The sequence below is a fragment of the Streptomyces sp. NWU339 genome, assembly GCF_003143855.1.
Classification (GTDB): Bacteria; Actinomycetota; Actinomycetes; order Streptomycetales; family Streptomycetaceae; genus Streptomyces.
In genome coordinates, this window is sequence record NZ_QFRK01000017.1 from 141,923 (window position 1) to 160,625 (window position 18,703).

The window sequence follows — 18,703 nt, forward strand, 5'->3', positions numbered from 1 at the left end:
GGCCTGATGACAGGCCGCAGGACGGGACGCGGTCACGAGTCGGAGGCTGGTCGAATGCGGCAGACGCGACGGACACAGATCGAGAAACGACGGTTGCCGGCCCGCGCGCGCCGGTACGCGGATGAGACGGCTCCATTTCTCGGTTCCTTCGACCCCTTCGACTCCCTCGGCCCCTTCGACCCGCGCGATCCCGCCATCGTGCGCGCCAAGCGCCTGCGCGCGCGCCTTGCGGACGACCACGGACGAACCGGCCGCTCCTAGGGGGCTCGGCCGCGGCAGAGCCGCAGCTCAGGGGCCGTACCGACCTTCGGGTCCGGTACGGCCCCTGAGCTGTGTGCTCCGCGCGTACATACCGTGCGAGTGCGCCTCTGTTGGGCATCAGGTGTTGTCGGGAATTGGTCAACACGCTTCAATGCGGGGGAACTCGGGGCCCTGAACGACGGCGTACGGATGTGCACGCTCCGCCGCGCCGACGGGGGCGGACCCGGGGTGCCCCGAGCGAACGGTCTGACCAGCCGTTGTGGACATTCAGAGAAAGGCCCCTGCATGCCGCACGCCACACCGCACACGGACACCACCACCGCGGAACTGGACTCGGTCCTGCGTGGCGGGCCCTTCCATGTCGCCCTGCGGGCCGCGATAGCCGCCCGCGGACTGCCACTGCAACGCGTGCAGCACCACCTGTCGCGCCACGGCGTGAAGGTGGGCGTCACCAGCCTCAGTTACTGGCAGCAGGGCGCCCGCCGCCCGCAGCGCCCCGAATCGCTGCGCGCCGTACGGGCCCTGGAGGAGATTCTGCAGTTGCCGGAGGAGTCGCTGATCCGCCTGCTCGCGGATTCCGGCGACCAGGCGGCGGACCGCAGCCCGGCGGGCCGCTCCTACCGCTCGCTGGTGGAGGCCTCGGGCGTCCTGGCGGGGCTGCTGGCCGAGCTCGGCGTCACGCGGGACAACGGGCTGCACACCCTGGCGCACCACGAGCGGGTCCTGATCGGGGCACACCGCGAGCTCGCGGAGCGCGAGTCGCACCACATCGTGCGCGCCCACCGGGACGGCGTCGACCGCTTCGTGGCCGTCCACCACGGCGACCCCGGTTCCGCGCCGGCCCGGATGACCGTGCACGCCCTGGAGAACTGCCGCACCGGCCGGATCCGCCTCCAGCAGGACACCGGCGTGCTCGCGGCCGAGCTGCTCTTCGACACCCGGCTGCGGGCCGGTGACACGTTCCTCTTCCGCTACGCCGTCGAGGACGGCACGGCCGGCGTCTCACGGGAGTACGTGCACGGGGCGGACTCCCCCGGCGGCCAGTACGCGCTCCAGGTGTGCTTCGACGCCGGGGTACTGCCCGCGCGCTGCCACCGGTTCACCCAGTACTCCGCGGCGGCACCGCGCGGCGGTCACCAGGAGCTGGCGGTGAGCGACCTGCACCGTTCGGTGCACCTGGTCGAACCGCGGCTGCGGTCGGGGTACGTGGGGATCGGCTGGGACTGGGACTGAGGCCGGGCGGGGGCCGGGACCGGGCCGGGCGGCTCGGTCAGGTCTGCGGGCCGGCGACGATCGTGCCGTTCCGCACGTCCACGGAGAGCGGTGTCAGCGGCGCCACCGCGGGCTCGCGCAGCACCTTGCCGGTGGTGGCGTCGAACTCGCTGCCGTGGCAGGGGCAGACCAGCTTCGTCCCCTCCAGCTTGCCGATGGCGCAACTCGCGTGCGTGCAGACGGTGCTGTAGGCCGTGAAGGAGTCGTCCGCGCCCCGGCTGACGACGATGTTGTGGTCCCGGAACAGCTTGGTGCTCCCCGGAGCGATCTCGCTCTCCGCGCCGAGCTCGACGGGCCCGGTCGGCGGTGCGGGCCTCTCCTCGGGGGCCCCGCAGGCGGTGAGGCCGAGTCCGGCGACTGAAGTGAGGGCCACGCCTCTGAGAACGGTACGACGGCTCGCGGCGGGTCGGCCGGGCATGGGAACTCCACTGGTCGGACGGTTGTACGAGGCCGACCATACCGGGGGCGGTCGTTCCGGTTTCCGGGCGGGAGCGGGTGAGCCGTCCGGCGAGCGGGCTCCCGCCGCCGGACGTAAACGCTTGCGCAAACGTTTACGTCCGCCGTCGGATGGGATACCTTCCTCGTCACGGCGCCGCGGGGACGGACGGCAGCCGGTACACGGAACGGAAAGGGGCGGGCGATGGCGACCATGACGGACGTGGCGCGGAGCGCCGGTGTCTCGGTCGCGACCGTCTCGCACGTCCTGAACGGCACCCGGCCGGTGCTCCCGCACACGCGACAGGCGGTCCTGGACGCCGTGGAGGAGCTCGGCTACACCCCGAACACCCTGGCCCGCTCGCTGGTCACCTCCCGCACCCGCTCGATCGGGCTCGCGGTGTCGGCGATCAGCAACCCGTACTTCACCGAGATCCTCCAGGGTGTCGAGGCGGCTGTCCTGGAGCGCGGCTACAGCCTGCTCATCGCCGACCCGCACGACGACCCGGAGCACGAGCGCAAGGTCGTCCAGCTGCTGCACGAGCGCCGGGTGGAAGGCATGATCGTCGCGCCTTCCGCGCATCCGCGCGAGCTCCTCGCCTACCTCGGGCGTCACCGGGTGCCGGCCGTGTTCCTCGACCGGGTGGTCGAGGACCCGGGGGACGGCGGTCCGCGCTTCGACCAGGTCTGCGCCGAGAGCGCGGAGCCCGTGGCCCGTCTGGTCACGCACCTCGCCGGGCTCGGTCACCGCCGGATCGCCCTGGTGGCGGGGCTGCCGGGGCTCAGCACCACGTCCGAGCGGATCAGCGGGTACCGGCACGGCCTCGAGGGCGCGGGGCTGCCGTTCGACGAACGGCTCCTGGTGCACGGCGACTCCGAGTCGGACGGCGCCGAACGGGCCACCGGTGCCCTGCTGTCCCTCGACGCTCCCCCGACCGCGCTGGTCACCGCCAACAACGCCATGACGATCGGCACGCTGCGCGCCCTGCGCGCCCACGGTCTCTCGGTGCCCGAGGACATCGCGCTGTGCTGCTTCGACGACTTCGCCTGGGCGGACCTGTTCTCGCCCCGGCTCACCGCGATCGCCCAGCCCAGCAGGGAGATCGGCGCCCGGGCCGTCCAGGTGCTCCTGGAGCGTCTCGCCGCGCCGGACCGACCCGCGCGGACGGTACGGCTGCCCTGCGCCTTCGTGCACCGCACCTCCTGCGGCTGCCCGGACCGGCCGGAGGAGCAGCGCGCACGGCCCCCGCAGCCGCCACGGGCACGGCGGCCCGAGCAGAAGACCCAGCAGTCCGAGAACCAGCGGCCCGAGAAAGGGAGCCCTCGTGATCGTCGTAGCCGGTGAGGCACTGATCGACCTGGTACCGCGGGGCGCGGGCGCGCTCGCGGCACTGACCCCGGCGCTCGGCGGCGGCCCCTTCAACACGGCGGTGGCGCTGGGCCGTCTCGGCTCGCCCGCCGCGTTCTGCTCCCGGGTGTCCCGCGACGCCTTCGGCGAGGCGCTGCTGGACCGGCTGCGCGGGACCGGCGTGGCGGTCTCGGCGGTGCAGCGGGGCGACGAACCGACGACGCTCGCCGTCGCCACGGTCGGCGCGGACGGCTCCGCGGTCTACTCCTTCTACGTGGAGGGGACCGCGGACCGGCTGTTCACGGCGCCCCGGGCGTTGCCGCCCGGTACCCGCGCGGTGTCCTTCGGCACCTGCTCGCTCGTGCTGGAGCCGGGGGCGAGCGCGTACGAGGAGCTGATGCGCGCCGCTCACGCGCGCGGCGTGTTCACGGCGCTGGATCCCAACATCCGGCCGGGGCTGGTTCCGGACGCCGACGCCTACCGGGCCCGGTTCAGGAGGTGGCTGCCGTCGGTGTCGCTGCTGAAGCTGTCGGAGGAGGACGCCCGGTGGCTCGGCGGCACTCCCGAGGAGTGGCTGGCGGCCGGTCCGGCGGCGGTCGTGGTCACCCGGGGCGGTGACGGGCTGACCGCCTTCACCCGGGACGGCGGCGAGCACTCCGTGCCGGGTGAGCCGGTCGAGGTGGTGGACACGATCGGCGCGGGCGACACGGTCAACGCGGCGCTGCTGCACGGCCTGGCGACCCGGGACGCGCTCAGCGAGCGGGGGACGTCCGCTCTGGGCGCGGACGGATGGGGGGACGTGCTCGGTTTCGCGGCCCGCGCGGCGGCGATCACCTGCTCACGCGCGGGCGCGGAACCCCCGTACGCCCACGAGCTGGCGGGCTGAGCGCACCGTCCGAGCCGTCGGTCCGAGCCGTCGCGCGGTGCCCGGCGGGAACGTCCCGCCGGGCACCGCGCGGGCACCACGGGGTCAGGCCTTGGCCGCCCGGGGCGTTCCCTTGGCGCCGGCTTTGGCGGTCGCCGCGGTCTTCCGGGTGGTGGCCTTGGCGGCGGCCGTCTTCTTCGCCGCGGTCTTCGCCGTCGTCTTGCGGGGGGCGGGCACCGAGGCGGCGTCGCTGGTCCTCTCCGGTCCCAGGACCTCGCGAAGGAACTTGCCGGTGTGGCTGGTCGAGACGGCCGCGACCTGCTCGGGGGTGCCCTCCGCGACGACCAGGCCGCCACCGGCACCGCCCTCGGGGCCCATGTCGACGACCCAGTCGGCGGTCTTGATCACGTCGAGGTTGTGCTCGATGACGATGACCGTGTTGCCCTTGTCGACCAGGCCGGAGAGGACCGCCAGCAGCTTGCTGATGTCCTCGAAGTGCAGGCCCGTGGTCGGCTCGTCCAGGACGTAGACCGTGCGGCCGGTGGAGCGCTTCTGCAGTTCGCTCGCGAGCTTCACCCGCTGCGCCTCACCGCCTGACAGGGTGGTGGCGGCCTGGCCCAGCCGGACGTACCCGAGTCCGACGTCGTGGAGCGTCTTCATGTGGCGGGAGATCGCCGGGACGGCCTCGAAGAAGTGCATGGCCTCTTCGATCGGCATGTTCAGGACGTCGGCGATGGACTTGCCCTTGTAGTGGACCTCCAGGGTCTCCCGGTTGTAGCGGGCGCCGTGGCAGACCTCGCACGGGACGTACACGTCCGGGAGGAAGTTCATCTCGATCTTGATGGTGCCGTCGCCCGCGCAGTTCTCGCAGCGTCCGCCCTTGACGTTGAAGGAGAAGCGGCCGGGCAGGTAGCCGCGGACCTTGGCCTCGGTCGTCTCGGCGAACAGCTTGCGGACGTGGTCGAAGACGCCGGTGTACGTCGCCGGGTTGGAACGCGGGGTGCGGCCGATGGGCGACTGGTCGACATGCACGACCTTGTCGACGAGATCGTCGCCGTCCACCCGCGTGTGCCGGCCGGGGACGCTGCGGGCGCCGTTCAGCTCGCGGGCCAGATGGGTGTACAGGATGTCGTTGACCAGGGTGGACTTGCCGGAGCCGGAGACTCCGGTGACCGCGGTGAACACCCCCAGCGGGAAGGACACGTCGATGTCCTGGAGGTTGTTCTCGCGGGCGCCGTGCACCGTGAGCCGGCGTGCCGGGTCGTGCGAGCGGCGGACGTCCGGCAGCGGGATGGCCTTCTTGCCGGACAGGTACTGGCCGGTCTGCGACTCCGCGTTGTCCAGCAGCTCCTTCAGGGCGCCGCTGTGCACGACCTTGCCGCCGTGCTCACCGGCGCCCGGACCGATGTCGACGATCCAGTCGGCGACCTTGATGGTGTCCTCGTCGTGCTCGACGACGATGAGCGTGTTGCCCATGTCGCGCAGCCTGACCAGGGTCTCGATCAGCCGGTGGTTGTCGCGCTGGTGCAGGCCGATGGACGGCTCGTCGAGGACGTACAGGACGCCCACCAGGCCGGAGCCGATCTGGGTGGCCAGGCGGATGCGCTGGGCCTCGCCACCGGAGAGCGTGCCCGCGGCGCGGTTCAGTGAGAGGTAGTCGAGGCCGACGTCGACCAGGAAGCGCAGCCGCTCGTTGACCTCCTTCAGCACGCGCTCGGCGATCTTCTTGTCGCGGGCGGTGAGCTTCAGGGCGCCGAGGAAGTTCGCGCACTCGCTGATCGACATGGCCGAGACCTCGGCGATCGACTTCTCCATGACGGTGACGGCGAGAACGATGGGCTTGAGGCGGGTGCCCGCGCAGGAGGGGCAGGCCACCTCGCGCATGTAGCCCTCGAAGCGCTCACGGCTGGAGTCGCTCTCGGCCTCGCTGTGCCGGCGCTTGACGAAGGGGATCGCGCCCTCGAAGGCCGTCGTGTACCGGCGCTCCCTCCCGTACCGGTTGCGGTAGCGGACCTCGACCTGGGTCTTGTGGCCGTTGAGCAGGGCCTTCTTCGCGCGCTGCGGCAGACCGGCGAAGGGGATGTCCGTGCGGAAGCCCAGCGCGTCGGCGAGGGCGCCGATCAGACGGGCGAAGTAGTCCTTGGTGTGGCCGTGCGACCAGGGGTGGATGGCGCCCTCGTCGAGGCTCTTCTCCTCGTCGGGGACGATCAGCTCCGGGTCGACCTCCATGCGCGTGCCGATGCCGGTGCACTCGGGGCAGGCGCCGAAGGGCGAGTTGAAGGAGAAGGAGCGGGGCTCCAGCTCCTCGAAGGACAGGTCGTCGTACGGGCAGTACAGGTGCTCGGAGAACATGCGCTCGCGCTCGGGGTCGTCCTCCGGGAGGTCGACGAAGTCGAGCACGACCATGCCGCCGGACAGGCCGAGCGCGGTCTCGACGGAGTCGGTGAGGCGGCGCTTGGCGCTGTCCTTCACCGTGAGGCGGTCGACGACCACCTCGATGGTGTGCTTCTCCTGCTTCTTCAGCGTGGGCGGGTGGGAGAGCTGGACGGTCTCGCCGTCCACCCGCGCGCGGGAGTAGCCCTTGGTCTGGAGGTCGGCGAAGAGGTCGGCGAACTCGCCCTTGCGCTCGCGCACCAGCGGGGAGAGCACCTGGAAGCGGCTGCCCTCCGGCAGCTCCAGCACCCGGTCGACGATGGCCTGCGGCGACTGGCGTGAGATGGGCCGGGCGCACTCGGGGCAGTGCGGCTTGCCGATGCGAGCGAAGAGCAGCCGCAGGTAGTCGTAGACCTCGGTGATGGTGCCGACCGTGGAGCGCGGGTTGCGCGAGGTCGACTTCTGGTCGATGGAGACCGCCGGGGACAGGCCCTCGATGAAGTCGACGTCCGGCTTGTCCATCTGGCCGAGGAACTGCCGGGCGTACGAGGAGAGCGACTCCACATAGCGCCGCTGGCCCTCGGCGAAGATCGTGTCGAAGGCCAGCGAGGACTTGCCCGACCCCGACAGACCCGTGAAGACGATGAGCGAGTCGCGGGGGAGGTCGAGCGAGACGTTCTTGAGGTTGTGCTCGCGCGCTCCACGGACGATGAGACGGTCGGCCACGCCGGTCCGCACCTTTCTTGAGAGAAGTGACAGGGGCGGGACCCCCGTGCTTTCTCACACTAGGGCGAGCCACTGACAACGCCGGTCGGATTCACGGGTTGACAACAATCCCCGGCTCTCCAGCATGCCCGACGCCGGACACGACCTTATAGCACGTGCATTCGATTTACGGTCCTTCTTCGCCACCTTCACCCGAAGGTGTGACGGGACTAGGGTCGACCCCATGACCGATCACGCTCATGACCTGGCGTCTGTACATGACGCGACCGAACGGCTGCTCAACGCGTTCGGCGCACTGGACAACGCCGCTGTGACCCAGTCGTCACGGCTTCCCGGCTGGACGCGTGGACATGTGCTGGCTCACCTGGCCCGCAACGCGGACGCCCTCGTGAACGTCCTGGAGGGGCGTCCGATGTACCCCTCCGCCGAAGCCCGGGAGGCCGACATCGAGCGGGACGCCCCGCGCCCCCTCGACGTCCAGCTGGCGGACCTGCGGGCCACCGGCGCCCGCTTCCAGGAGGTGGGTGCGGCGCCTGCGGACTGGTCCCGCACCGTGGCACTGCGCAACGGGGTCACGGACCGGGCGGCCCGGGTGCCGTTCCGGCGCCTGATCGAGGTGGAGCTGCACCACGTGGACCTCGGCATCGGCTACGAGCTGGAGGATCTTTCGGCGGAGTTCACCGAACGGGAGGTCCGCTTCCTGGTGGCGCGGTTCAAGGGCCACCGGGACGTGCCCACGACGCGGCTGACCACGAGTGACGGCCGGGCCTGGACCACCGGCGGCGGGGCGCCGGACGGCCCGGTCGAGGTGGAGGGCCCGGCCGCCGACCTGCTCGGCTGGCTCGCCGGACGCCGCGACGGCTCCGGCCTGACGGTGAAGAACGGCCCGCTGCCCGCCCTTCCTCCGATATAGGCTGGCCGCCATGACCTACAGCGGGCAGGTGACGGTCGGCGGACCGGCCGACGTGCACGAACTCAAGGACCTGATGATCACCAAGGTCGCGGTCGGGCCCATGGACAACAACGCCTATCTGCTGCGTTGCCGGGCCACCGACGAGCAGTTGCTGATCGACGCGGCCAACGACGCGGGCACCCTGCTGGGCTCGATCGGTGACGACGGCATCGCGTCCGTCGTCACCACCCACCGGCACGGCGACCACTGGCAGGCGCTCGCCCAGGTCGTGGCGGCCACCGGCGCGCGCACCCACGCGGGCCGGGACGACGCCGAGGGCATCCCGGTGCCGACGGACGTCCTGGTCGACGACGGCGACACGATCCGGGTGGGGCGAGTGGAGCTCACCGCGCGCCATCTCGTCGGCCACACGCCCGGCTCGATCGCCCTCGTCTACGACGATCCGCACGGGCACCCCCATGTGTTCACGGGGGACTGCCTGTTCCCGGGCGGTGTGGGCAACACCCACAAGGACCCGAAGGCGTTCGCCAGCCTGATCCACGACGTGGAGACCAAGATCTTCGACGTGCTCCCGGACGAGACCTGGGTCTACCCCGGACACGGCGACGACACCACGCTGGGCGCGGAACGTCCGCATCTGCCGGAGTGGCGCGCCCGGGGCTGGTGAGCGCCACCGGGCGACGCGGCGGACGGGCGGTACGGGTTGCGGGGCCGGCGCGGGTGAGGGACGCCCTCCGGGCGATCGGGGCCTACGCCGGTGCCCTGCCCGGGCCGGCCAGCGCGGCGATGCGCTCCACGGCGAACACATAGCCCTGCACCCCGCACCCCGCGATGACCCCGTCGGCCCGCAGCGAGACGTAGGAGTGGTGCCGGAAGGACTCGCGCCGGTGGATGTTGGAGACGTGGACCTCCACCACGGGCAGGCCGTCACAGGTGTTGAGGGCGTCGAGGATCGCGACGGAGGTGTGCGAGTAGGCACCGGGGTTGATCACGATGCCGCAGTGGTTCAGCCGCGCCTCGTGGATCCAGTCCACCAACTGGCCCTCGTGGTTGGACTGCCGCAGGTCCACCGCGCCCCCGTGCGCGCCCGCCGCCTCGACGCACAGCGCCTCGACGTCGGTGAGCGTCTCGGAGCCGTAGATCTCCGGCTGGCGCTGCCCGAGCAGGTTCAGATTGGGGCCGTTGAGAATCATGATCGGGGCATCGGCCAGGTTGCGGCGCACAGTTCCTCCGGTCCGGAAGGTTCGCGATGAAACGGGCATGAAATATTCATGAACCGGCGTGAAGCCGGTCGCAGCGGCCGGTCGTCGCCGGAACGCTGCTCGGACCGGTCTATCACGGTGCCCCTGGCGTATGCCGGGCCCCCGGGGTGCCGACGGAACCGCCTCCGGGTGGGGGTGCGCCCGCGCGTGTGCCGCGGGGCGCGCGCCCGCCCGGAGGCGGTTCTGCGATCGGTGTCACGGGTTGGATCGGTGTCACGGGTCGGATCGGTGTTACGGGTTGAGCGCCAGTTCGAGATAGGCGGCCAGGATCACCAGGTGCACCCCGCCCTGGAGCGGTGTGGCCCGGCCGGGGCGTACGGTCAGGACGCCGACCATCACGGTCAGGGCGAGCAGCACCATGTGGGTGTTGCCGAGGCCCAGAACGAGCGGACCGGAGAGCCAGAAGGACGCGATCGCGACCGCGGGGATGCTCAGTCCGATACTGGCCATCGCCGAACCGAGCGCCAGATTGACACTGGTCTGCACGCGATTGCGCCGCGCGGCCCGCACGGCCGCGATGGTCTCGGGAAGCAGGACCAGCAGCGCGATGATCACACCGACGACGGCATGGGGCAGCCCGGCAGCCGATACGCCGGACTCGATGGCGGGCGAGACTCCTTTGGCAAGGCCGACCACTCCGACCAGGGCCAGGCCGAGCAGACCGAGGCTGATCAGCGCGGTGCGGTTGGAGGGCGCGACGGCGTGCTCGTCCTCGTCCTCGACCTTCGTGACCGGCATGCCCTGCCTGCCCAGCTTCTGTACGGGCAGGAAGTAGTCACGATGTCGAACGGTCTGGGTGGCGACGAACAAGCCGTAGAGGATCAGTGAGGTGACCGCGGCGAAGGTGAGTTGCACCGCGGAGAACTCCGGCCCGGGCTTGCTGGTGGTGAACGTCGGCAGCACGAGGGTGAGCCCCGCCAGCGTCGCCACCGTGGCGAGCGCCGCGCTGGCGCCTTCCGGATTGAAGACGGCCGTGCCGTGACGCAGTGAGCCGACCAGAAGACTCAGGCCGAGAATGCCGTTACAGGTGATCATCACGGCTGCGAAGACGGTGTCCCTGGCCAGGGACGCGGTCTCGGGCCCCCCGTCGATCATCAAGGTGACGATCAGCGCGACCTCGATGATCGTGACGGCGACCGCGAGGACCAGCGAACCGAAGGGTTCACCGACCCGGTGGGCCACCACCTCCGCATGGTGCACGGCGGCCAGCACCGCTGCCGCCAGCACGACGACCGCCACGGCGACGACCGCTCCGGGCAGTTCGCGTCCCCAGGTGAACAGCAGGAGCACCCCGGCGAGCACCGGCACCACGGTCGTCCACCGGTCCGTCAGCCCTTTGACCCACCTGCTCATGAAGCAAGGCTCTCGGAGGTGGACGAGCGTCGCATTCCGGTCTCTCCGAGCTCTGACGGCCCGCTCGCCACACGGGCTGCTCCGACGTCCGTGCTGCCGGCGGGTCTCGGGCAGTACGGCCGGCCCCGCCGGTGTCCGGCGGGCCCCATCGCTTCCACGTTCCTCGTCGTTCTGGGGTGGTCGTTGTCGCGCATGATCTCCTCTACTGCTGGAGGGATGGTCGGTGACGGGCGGCAGCGAGTGTGGCCGCGATTCCTTCCGCTGAGGTCTTCTGTCGTGATCCGGCAGGAGACAGGCAGACACCGGGAGCGGTGCTCGGCTGTGGGCCGCGCCCCGCTCCCGGAGATGTCCTGTCCGGTTACGGACTGGGTCAGACGTCGATGCTGTTCTTGTCGGCGGAGTCCTCGGCCCGGGCCTGCTTCTTGGAGGCCCGCAGGCTGGTGATCGTGGTGACGATCAGGACGGAGCAGATCACGCCCAGCGACACCGGGATGCTGATCACGGGAACGTGCACCCCGGACTCGTGCAGCGCGTGCAGCACCAGCTTCACGCCGATGAAGCCGAGGATGATCGACAGGCCGTAGGCCAGGTGGACCAGCTTGCTCAGCAGGCCGCCGAGGAGGAAGTACAGCTGCCTGAGGCCCATCAGGGCGAACGCGTTCGCGGTGAACACGATGTACGGGTCCTGGGTCAGGCCGAAGATCGCGGGGATCGAGTCGAGCGCGAAGAGCACGTCGGTGGTGCCGATGGCGAGCATCACGACCAGCATCGGGGTCATGACCCGCTTGCCGTTCTGCTCGATCCACAGCTTGGTGCCGTGGTACCGGTCGGCCACGCCGAACCGGCGCTCGGCGGCCTTGAGGAGCTTGTTCTCCTCGAACTCCTCCTCCTCTTCGGGAGCGCGGGCCTCCTTGATGAGCTTCCACGCGGTCCAGATGAGGAAGGCGCCGAAGATGTAGAAGATCCACGAGAAGTTGGCGATGATCGCGGCGCCCGCGGCGATGAAGACGGCCCGCAGCACCAGGGCGATGAGCACACCGACGAGGAGCACCCGCTGCTGGTACTGCGAGGGCACCGCGAATTTCGTCATGATCAGGACGAAGACGAAGAGGTTGTCGACGCTCAGCGACTTCTCGGTGATGAAGCCGGCGAAGAACTCACCGGCGGGCTGGCCACCGCCGAAGACCAGCAGGCCGAGCCCGAAGAGTGCGGCCAGGACGATCCAGACGATGGTCCAGATCCCGGCTTCCTTGATCGATACGTCGTGGGGCTTGCGGCCGATGAAGAAGTCGATCGAGATGAGGGCGGCAAGGCCCACGATGGTCAGGACCCACAGGGTCAGGGAAACATCCACTACGCCTCCGGCAGATACGTCTCACGGCAAAAGTCAGCGTCGTCGCTGCCGGAGGTCTCTTCCACCCGGGTTCCGGCATTCGAAAGCAGCGCCGGACAACACCTCGGGCCGACGCCCCGGGATCAGGTCGGTCTGATCCGTATTGACGGGGTCGCCGCACAGGCAGGGAGTACTCCCCTCCGTGCGGAAAACTTTACCCCCAGGACCAAGGATTGGTAAAGAGGTAGGTAAAAGAAAGACCAAAGTGCCAGATGGGACGTGGTGCCATGGGCACTCGTTCCAAGGGGCGGGACACGCCCGCCCGGGCGGACCGGGGCGCGGTCAGGGCCCCCAGGTGCGGCGGGCCTCGGCGACCCGGGTGAGCACCTGCTGGAGGACCTGGCTGCCGGGCGGCACCAACGGGGGCTCGTACGTCCAGGCGTGCCCGACCCAGGGGTCGGCCAGATGGCTGTCGGCGACCGGTGTCAGCCGCAGCAGCGCACGCCACAGCGGGTCGAGCAGCGGGCCGTAGCCGGCGGACTCCTCACGGTCGGCGACCATCATCAGGTGGACGCCGACGGACGGGCCCTCGTCGGCGAGGTACCGCAGCTGGTTCACGGCACGGTCGTCGAAGCCGTGCGGGAAGTCGTTGACGATCAGCAGGTGCTGGGAGGTGTCGAAGCCGGGCGGCAGCGAGTCGGCCGCTCCGCCGCGCAGTGCCATCTGCACCAGGTCGACCCGCTGGGTGAGCCGGCCCAGGACCTCCGCGACGCCCCCGGCGCCCCGGGCGGGCGGGGCCGCCAGCACACCCGCCCGGGTCAGCGGTGCCAGCGGCTGCGCGCCCGATCCGGCCGGGTCGATGACGTGCACGGTGAACTCGCCCGCCGGATGGACGGCGAGCAGCCGGGCCGCGTGGGACACGGCCGTCTCCACGGCGAGGCGTCGCATCTCGTGGGGGTCGGTGAACGACTCGTCCGGCGCGTCGGCCCGTCCGCTGTCGATCCACAGACCGCGTTCCAGCGGCAGCCGGAGCAGCATCGGGATGCGGAGGCGGTCGGCCTCGGGCAGCCGGAGGTCGCCCAGGCGCAGCGCCATGGGGATCTCCATCGGCACCCGGTAGGCGTGCCAGACGGGGTTGTCCCAGCGCGCGTAGGCCGGCGGGAGGGCGGGCTCGACGACCTCGGCCTCGGCGACGAGCTGGGCGAGGTCCCGGTCGAAGACCTCCCTCGCCTGGTCGACGAGCCGGGCCTGCCGTGCCCTGGCCGCCTCGCGCGCGGCGTCGCCCTGGCTCCCGATCCGGCTGCGCGGGTCGGACAGGACCTGTTCCAGCTCCTTGTCCATGCGTGACTCGGCGAAGTCGACGGCGCTGCGGTAGGCGGCGGTGGTACGGGCCAGGTCCTCGAACATGCCCCAGACCTGGTTGTAGAGGCGCTCGTCCATGGACCAGCCGGTCGCGTCACCGGCGACGGGCCGGGCGGGCTGTCCCGGCTGGGCCGGGGGCGCGGCCGGCGGGGGCGGCGGGGGCGGCGGCGGTGCGGCGTTCCGCCGGCGGGGGTGGCTGTAGTCGATCGGGCCGCCGGTGGTCGCCGCGGACGGGTCGGCGGCTCCCCCGGGGTACGCCGGCTGCGGTCCGCCCTGTCCCGGCAGGTCGGCCGGCTGACCGCCGTACGCGGGCGGCACGGGGTCGGGGGTGCCCTGTGGTGTGGTGCCGGCGGCCTGGTCGGGGTGGCGGGCCGGGGCGGTCGTCTGCCGGGAACGGTCGCCGTCGGACGGGCGGGACGGGGGTGCCTGGACGGAGCGGGCGAGGCCCCGCGCGACCGCTTCGTCGATGTCGCCCGCGAGCTGCCGCGCCTGGGGCAGGCCCTGGTCGGTGAGGAGTTCGGTCAGGCCCCCGGCGTAGCCCTGGCCGACCGCACGGACCTTCCAGGCGCCCTGGCGCCGGTAGAGCTCCAGGGCGACGACGGCCGACTCGGTGTCCAGGCCGGTGACGGTGTAGCTGGCCACTTCGGTGCCGTCCGGTCCGGTGACCGCGACGAAGGGGGCGGCGACGGCGCCGAAGCGGGCGGGGCCCCGGCCGTCGGCCGCGGCGGGCAGGGCGAGCAGCACGCTGACGCGGTGGACCGCGTCCGCCAGCGCGTCCAGGTCCACCGCGAGCCGGTGGTCGGCCGCGGCCTGCCGCGACACCTCCAGGCCGGGCCGGGTGGGCGCGCCCGGGTGGGCCACCCACTCCACCCCGTGGATCCGGCCGCTCTCGTCGCCGAGCGCGGCCGCGGTCACGATCGGCGTACCGGCCGAGACCCGGATCTCGAGACGGGACCGGGAGAGCGGGTGGTTCTGCCCCCGCACCAGCTCAGCCGTCATTGCCCTCGTCCCCCTGGGTCGCGTGCGGTGCGGTGGTCGCGTGCGGTGCTGGTCAGAGCACCGGCAGGATCGCCGGCATCAGGTCCTGGAAGGTGCGGCCGTTGGCCGGGTTGCCGAGGGCCGTCATCGTCCAGCCCGTGCCCGAGCGGTGCACCTTGGCCATGAGCTGGGCCGTGTAGGCGCCGCCGCCGGCCAGCGTGTAGCGGGCCAGTTCCTGGCCGTTGGTCTCGTCGACGAGCCGGCAGAACGCGTTCTGCACCTCCTGGAAGGTCTGGCCCGTGAAGGAGTTCACGGTGAAGACGATCTGGTCGATGTGGACCGGGACACGGGACAGGTCGACGAGGATGGCCTCGTCGTCGCCGCCCTGGCCGACGCCGCCGACGAGGTTGTCGCCGGTGTGGCGCACGGAGCCGTCGTCGCTCACCAGGTGGCGGAAGAAGACGACGTCGACCGGCTGCTTGTCGGCGAACAGGACGGCGGAGGCGTCCAGGTCGATCTCCCGGGTACGCGAGCCGAACAGGCCGCGGCGGGGGGCCGCCTGCCAGCCGAGACCCATACGAACCGCGGTCAGGCTGCCGCCGTCGTTCTTCTGCAGACTGATGGCCTGGCCCTTGGTCATGTTGACGGTCACGCGCTGATTCCCCTCTCGGACTTCCCCTGTTGCCGCGAAACCGCGGTTGCCCAGAACCCTACGCAGGGGCACCGACGGCGACGCACCCCGGTCCGCACTTTGTGTCGGTCTTGCAACACAGTCCGTGCGGGGCGGAGAACCGCGCGTGCCCGGCGCCGTCAGGACAGGCCGGCCTCGCGCATCTGGCGCAGTTCCTTCTTCATCTCGGAGACCTCGTCGCGCAGCCGGGCCGCGATCTCGAACTGGAGGTCGGCGGCGGCTGCCCGCATCCGCGAGGTCAGCTCCTCGATCTGCTCGGCGAGTTCGGCCGCGGGGCGGTCGGTGGGCACCGGCTCGGCACCCTTGGCCCTGCCCTTCGCGCCCTTCGCGCCCTTGGCGCCCTTGCCGAGCGCGGGCACGGGGGCCTTGGCCGCGCCGCCGTCCTTCTTGGCCTTGCGGTAGCCGGAGTCGAGCAGCTGCTCGGTGTCGATGTCCTCGCGGGCGATCTGCGCGACGATGTCGTTGATCTTCTTGCGGAGCGGCTGGGGGTCGATGCCGTTGGCCTGGTTGTAGGCGACCTGCTTCTCCCGGCGGCGGTTGGTCTCGTCGATGGCCTTCTCCATCGCCGGGGTGATCTTGTCGGCGTACATGTGGACCTGGCCGGAGACGTTGCGCGCGGCCCGGCCGATGGTCTGGATCAGGGAGGTGCCGGAGCGCAGGAAGCCCTCCTTGTCGGCGTCGAGGATCGCCACCAGGGACACCTCGGGCAGGTCGAGGCCCTCCCGCAGCAGGTTGATGCCGACGAGGACGTCGTACTCGCCGCTGCGCAGCTCCCGCAGCAGCTCGACCCGGCGCAGGGTGTCGACGTCGCTGTGGAGATAGCGCACCTGGATGCCGAGTTCGAGGAAGTAGTCGGTGAGGTCCTCGGCCATCTTCTTGGTGAGCGTGGTGACCAGGACGCGTTCGTCCTTCTCCACGCGGGTGCGGATCTCGTGCACCAGGTCGTCGATCTGGCCCTCGGTGGGCTTGACGACGACCTCCGGGTCGACCAGGCCGGTGGGGCGGATGATCTGCTCGACGACCCCGTCCGAGCGGGAGAGCTCGTACGGGCCGGGGGTGGCCGACAGGTACACGGCCTGGCCGATGCGCTCCTGGAACTCCTCCCACTTCAGCGGGCGGTTGTCCAGGGCGGAGGGGAGCCGGAAGCCGTGGTCGACGAGGGTGCGCTTGCGCGAGGCGTCCCCCTCGTACATGGCGCCGATCTGCGGCACGGTGACATGCGACTCGTCGATGACCAGGAGGAAGTCCTCCGGGAAGTAGTCCATCAGGGTGTTCGGCGGGGAGCCGGGGAGGCGGCCGTCGAAGTGCATCGAGTAGTTCTCGACACCGGAACAGCTGCCGATCTGGCGGAGCATCTCGAGGTCGTAGGTGGTGCGCATCCGCAAACGCTGGGCCTCCAGGAGCTTGCCCTGCTTCTCCAGCTCGGCCAGGCGCTCGGTGAGCTCCTTCTCGATGTCGTTCACGGCCCGCTCCATGCGCTCGGGGCCGGCGACGTAGTGGGAGGCGGGGAAGACGTACAGCTGCTGGTCGTCGCTGATGATCTCGCCGGTGACCGGGTGGAGCGTGGAGAGCGCCTCGATCTCGTCGCCGAACATCTCGATGCGGACGGCGAGCTCCTCGTAGACCGGGAAGATCTCGATGGTGTCGCCGCGGACGCGGAAGGTGCCGCGGGTGAAGGCCAGGTCGTTGCGCGTGTACTGGATGTCCACGAAGCGGCGCAGCAGCTCGTCCCGGTCGAACTCCTCGCCGACGCGGAGCGGCACCATGCGGTCGACGTACTCCTGCGGGGTGCCGAGGCCGTAGATGCAGGAGACGGAGGCGACCACGACGACGTCGCGGCGGGTGAGCAGGGAGTTGGTCGCGGAGTGGCGCAGCCGCTCGACCTCCTCGTTGATCGAGGAGTCCTTCTCGATGTAGGTGTCCGACTGCGGGACGTACGCCTCGGGCTGATAGTAGTCGTAGTACGAGACGAAGTATTCGACCGCGTTGTTCGGGAGCAGTTCGCGGAACTCGTTGGCCAGCTGGGCGGCCAGCGTCTTGTTCGGCGCCATCACCAGGGTGGGGCGCTGGACCTTCTCGATCATCCACGCGGTGGTGGCGGACTTGCCGGTGCCGGTCGCGCCCAGGAGGACGACGTCCTTCTCACCGGCTTCGATGCGCCGGGCGAGGTCGGCGATGGCCGCCGGCTGGTCGCCGCTGGGCTGGTAGGGGCTGACGACCTCGAAGGGCGCCACCGTGCGTTCGATCTGGGAAACGGGCCGCATGTCACCCACCGTACGACCCGCCACTGACAACGGGTGCCGGTCAGCCCGGCAGAGGGCTGCGGTCAGCGCTTCTGCGAGGTGCGGGAGCGGTGCTCGACGGGGCCGCGGGTGCGCGGCCGAAGACGGGCCGGGAAGGAGGAGGAGGCGGCGGAGGCCGAGGAGGAGTGGTGCCGGTGGTGGGCGGGGACGCCGGGCTTGTGCTCGGTGGGGGCCGGGCTGCGCCGCCCCATGACCAGCAGCGGGTCGAAGATCACCACGACGCCGGCCAGGACGAGGAGGACGAGCGGGCCGAGCATCATGGGCGCGAGCAGGGAGGCCGCGGACTCCCCCTGGGCGGGGGCGGCCGTTCCGTGGACGTGGACCTCCAGGGCGGCCATGCCGGTGTAGTGCATGCCGGTGACCGCGAGGCCCATGACGAGACTCGCGCCCACGCTCCACAGGAAGCCTTTGGCCTGTCCGGCCGCCCACAGGGCGGCGGTGGCGGCGACCATGGCGATGGCGACGGAAGCGGCGACGGTGAGCGTGTCGTACTCCAGCGTTCCGTCGAGGCTCATGCTGGCCATGCCCAGGTAGTGCATGGAGGCGATGCCGAGGCCGGTGATGGTGCCCCCGGTGAACAGCGGCGTCCCGGTCGCGCCCCGGTAGCCGACGATGAAGATCCCGATGCCCACCATGACGAGGGCGACGCCCAGGCTGGCGAGCGTCATCACGCGGTCGTAGTGGATGGGCGTTCCCTCGATCGTGAAGCCCATCATCGCGATGAAGTGCATCGTCCATATGCCGGCGGCGATGGCCGCCGCGCCCAGGGCCAGCCAGCCGGGGCGCCAGGAGCGGGCCACGACGAGGGGCCTGGTGGCGCACCGCAAGCCCAGGGCACCGCCGAGGCAGGCCATGAGGAAGGCCACCATCGGTGTGACCATGCCGTAGCTGAATCCGTCGACCGTGCTCTGCATGCGCGGCTGCCCTTTCCCGCCGTTTGCGTCCCGGAATCGTGTGTCGTGAACCCCCCTCCCAGGACCGCTCGGCGGTCAGGGTTGACGCAGAGAGTATGACTGCCACCGGAACGGCCGAACGACTGTCCGGGCAAAGAAACACGCCCTTGCCTCACTTGTGCGGCTCCAGTGTGCGGAGTTGGGGCAAGGCCGTTCAATTCGTGGTCATCCTGCACCCGTCCCGCGTTGACCTTCTGCTGTCAGAGTTGAACTGTCCGTGTTGCTCGAGATGTTCGAAATCTCTGAAATGACCGGAACGACCTGACCGCTCGACG

General features: G+C 70.9%; 15 protein-coding genes. 6 read left to right on the top strand and 9 right to left on the bottom strand.

Annotated features, from left to right (window positions below; translation table 11 throughout):
* Positions 1-54: 54 nt before the first annotated feature.
* Both DIZ27_RS21350 and DIZ27_RS21355 read left to right on the top strand, forming a co-directional pair.
* On the top strand, positions 55-261 hold the full coding sequence (locus DIZ27_RS21350; RefSeq protein ID WP_109380034.1) for a hypothetical protein: 207 nt from the start codon (positions 55-57) through the stop codon (positions 259-261).
* Between the two features lie 285 nt (positions 262-546).
* On the top strand, positions 547-1,494 hold the full coding sequence (locus tag DIZ27_RS21355) for a hypothetical protein (RefSeq protein ID WP_109380035.1): 948 nt from the start codon (positions 547-549) through the stop codon (positions 1,492-1,494).
* A 37-nt stretch (positions 1,495-1,531) separates the two neighbouring features.
* Here the strand turns inward: DIZ27_RS21355 and DIZ27_RS21360 are convergent, their stop codons facing one another.
* Positions 1,532-1,951 carry a Rieske (2Fe-2S) protein gene (locus DIZ27_RS21360; protein WP_109380036.1) on the bottom strand — a complete coding sequence of 140 codons (420 nt, stop codon included), beginning with the start codon at positions 1,949-1,951 and terminating at the stop codon, positions 1,532-1,534.
* 222 nt (positions 1,952-2,173) lie between these two features.
* On the opposite strand from DIZ27_RS21360, the gene DIZ27_RS21365 reads away from it, so the two are divergent.
* Positions 2,174-3,313: a LacI family DNA-binding transcriptional regulator gene (locus DIZ27_RS21365; protein WP_109380037.1), complete on the top strand. Its 1,140-nt coding sequence runs from the start codon at positions 2,174-2,176 to the stop codon at positions 3,311-3,313.
* Positions 3,294-4,202, top strand: coding sequence for a carbohydrate kinase (locus tag DIZ27_RS21370; RefSeq protein WP_109380038.1), 909 nt, complete (start codon positions 3,294-3,296; stop codon positions 4,200-4,202). The genes DIZ27_RS21365 and DIZ27_RS21370 overlap by 20 nt, the downstream gene beginning before the upstream one ends.
* A gap of 84 nt (positions 4,203-4,286) precedes the next feature.
* Here the strand turns inward: DIZ27_RS21370 and uvrA are convergent, their stop codons facing one another.
* Positions 4,287-7,280, bottom strand: a complete 2,994-nt coding sequence (gene uvrA / locus DIZ27_RS21375; protein WP_109380073.1) for an excinuclease ABC subunit UvrA — start codon at positions 7,278-7,280, stop codon at positions 4,287-4,289.
* A gap of 223 nt (positions 7,281-7,503) precedes the next feature.
* On the opposite strand from uvrA, the gene DIZ27_RS21380 reads away from it, so the two are divergent.
* Positions 7,504-8,193, top strand: coding sequence for a maleylpyruvate isomerase family mycothiol-dependent enzyme (locus tag DIZ27_RS21380; protein ID WP_109380039.1), 690 nt, complete (start codon positions 7,504-7,506; stop codon positions 8,191-8,193).
* A gap of 10 nt (positions 8,194-8,203) precedes the next feature.
* The gene (locus DIZ27_RS21385) at positions 8,204-8,860 is read left to right on the top strand and encodes an MBL fold metallo-hydrolase (RefSeq protein WP_109380040.1); all 657 of its coding nucleotides are present in this window, start codon (positions 8,204-8,206) and stop codon (positions 8,858-8,860) included.
* Between the two features lie 82 nt (positions 8,861-8,942).
* On the opposite strand, the gene aroQ is transcribed toward DIZ27_RS21385, so the two are convergent.
* The 7 genes from aroQ to DIZ27_RS21420 all read right to left on the bottom strand — a co-directional run bounded on the left by aroQ (position 8,943) and on the right by DIZ27_RS21420 (position 18,389).
* Positions 8,943-9,416: a type II 3-dehydroquinate dehydratase gene (gene aroQ / locus DIZ27_RS21390; RefSeq protein ID WP_109380041.1), complete on the bottom strand. Its 474-nt coding sequence runs from the start codon at positions 9,414-9,416 to the stop codon at positions 8,943-8,945.
* A gap of 270 nt (positions 9,417-9,686) precedes the next feature.
* On the bottom strand, positions 9,687-10,808 hold the full coding sequence (locus tag DIZ27_RS21395) for a calcium:proton antiporter (protein ID WP_109380042.1): 1,122 nt from the start codon (positions 10,806-10,808) through the stop codon (positions 9,687-9,689).
* Positions 10,809-11,178: 370 nt separating this feature from the next.
* The gene (locus tag DIZ27_RS21400) at positions 11,179-12,162 is read right to left on the bottom strand and encodes a TerC/Alx family metal homeostasis membrane protein (protein WP_109380043.1); all 984 of its coding nucleotides are present in this window, start codon (positions 12,160-12,162) and stop codon (positions 11,179-11,181) included.
* Between the two features lie 321 nt (positions 12,163-12,483).
* Positions 12,484-14,502, bottom strand: coding sequence for a TerD family protein (locus DIZ27_RS21405; protein WP_109380044.1), 2,019 nt, complete (start codon positions 14,500-14,502; stop codon positions 12,484-12,486).
* Between the two features lie 52 nt (positions 14,503-14,554).
* Positions 14,555-15,133 carry a TerD family protein gene (locus DIZ27_RS21410; protein WP_109380045.1) on the bottom strand — a complete coding sequence of 193 codons (579 nt, stop codon included), beginning with the start codon at positions 15,131-15,133 and terminating at the stop codon, positions 14,555-14,557.
* Between the two features lie 158 nt (positions 15,134-15,291).
* Positions 15,292-17,436, bottom strand: a complete 2,145-nt coding sequence (uvrB, locus tag DIZ27_RS21415) for an excinuclease ABC subunit UvrB (protein ID WP_109380046.1) — start codon at positions 17,434-17,436, stop codon at positions 15,292-15,294.
* Positions 17,437-17,498: 62 nt separating this feature from the next.
* Positions 17,499-18,389 carry an MHYT domain-containing protein gene (locus tag DIZ27_RS21420; protein ID WP_109380047.1) on the bottom strand — a complete coding sequence of 297 codons (891 nt, stop codon included), beginning with the start codon at positions 18,387-18,389 and terminating at the stop codon, positions 17,499-17,501.
* Positions 18,390-18,703 lie beyond the last annotated feature (314 nt).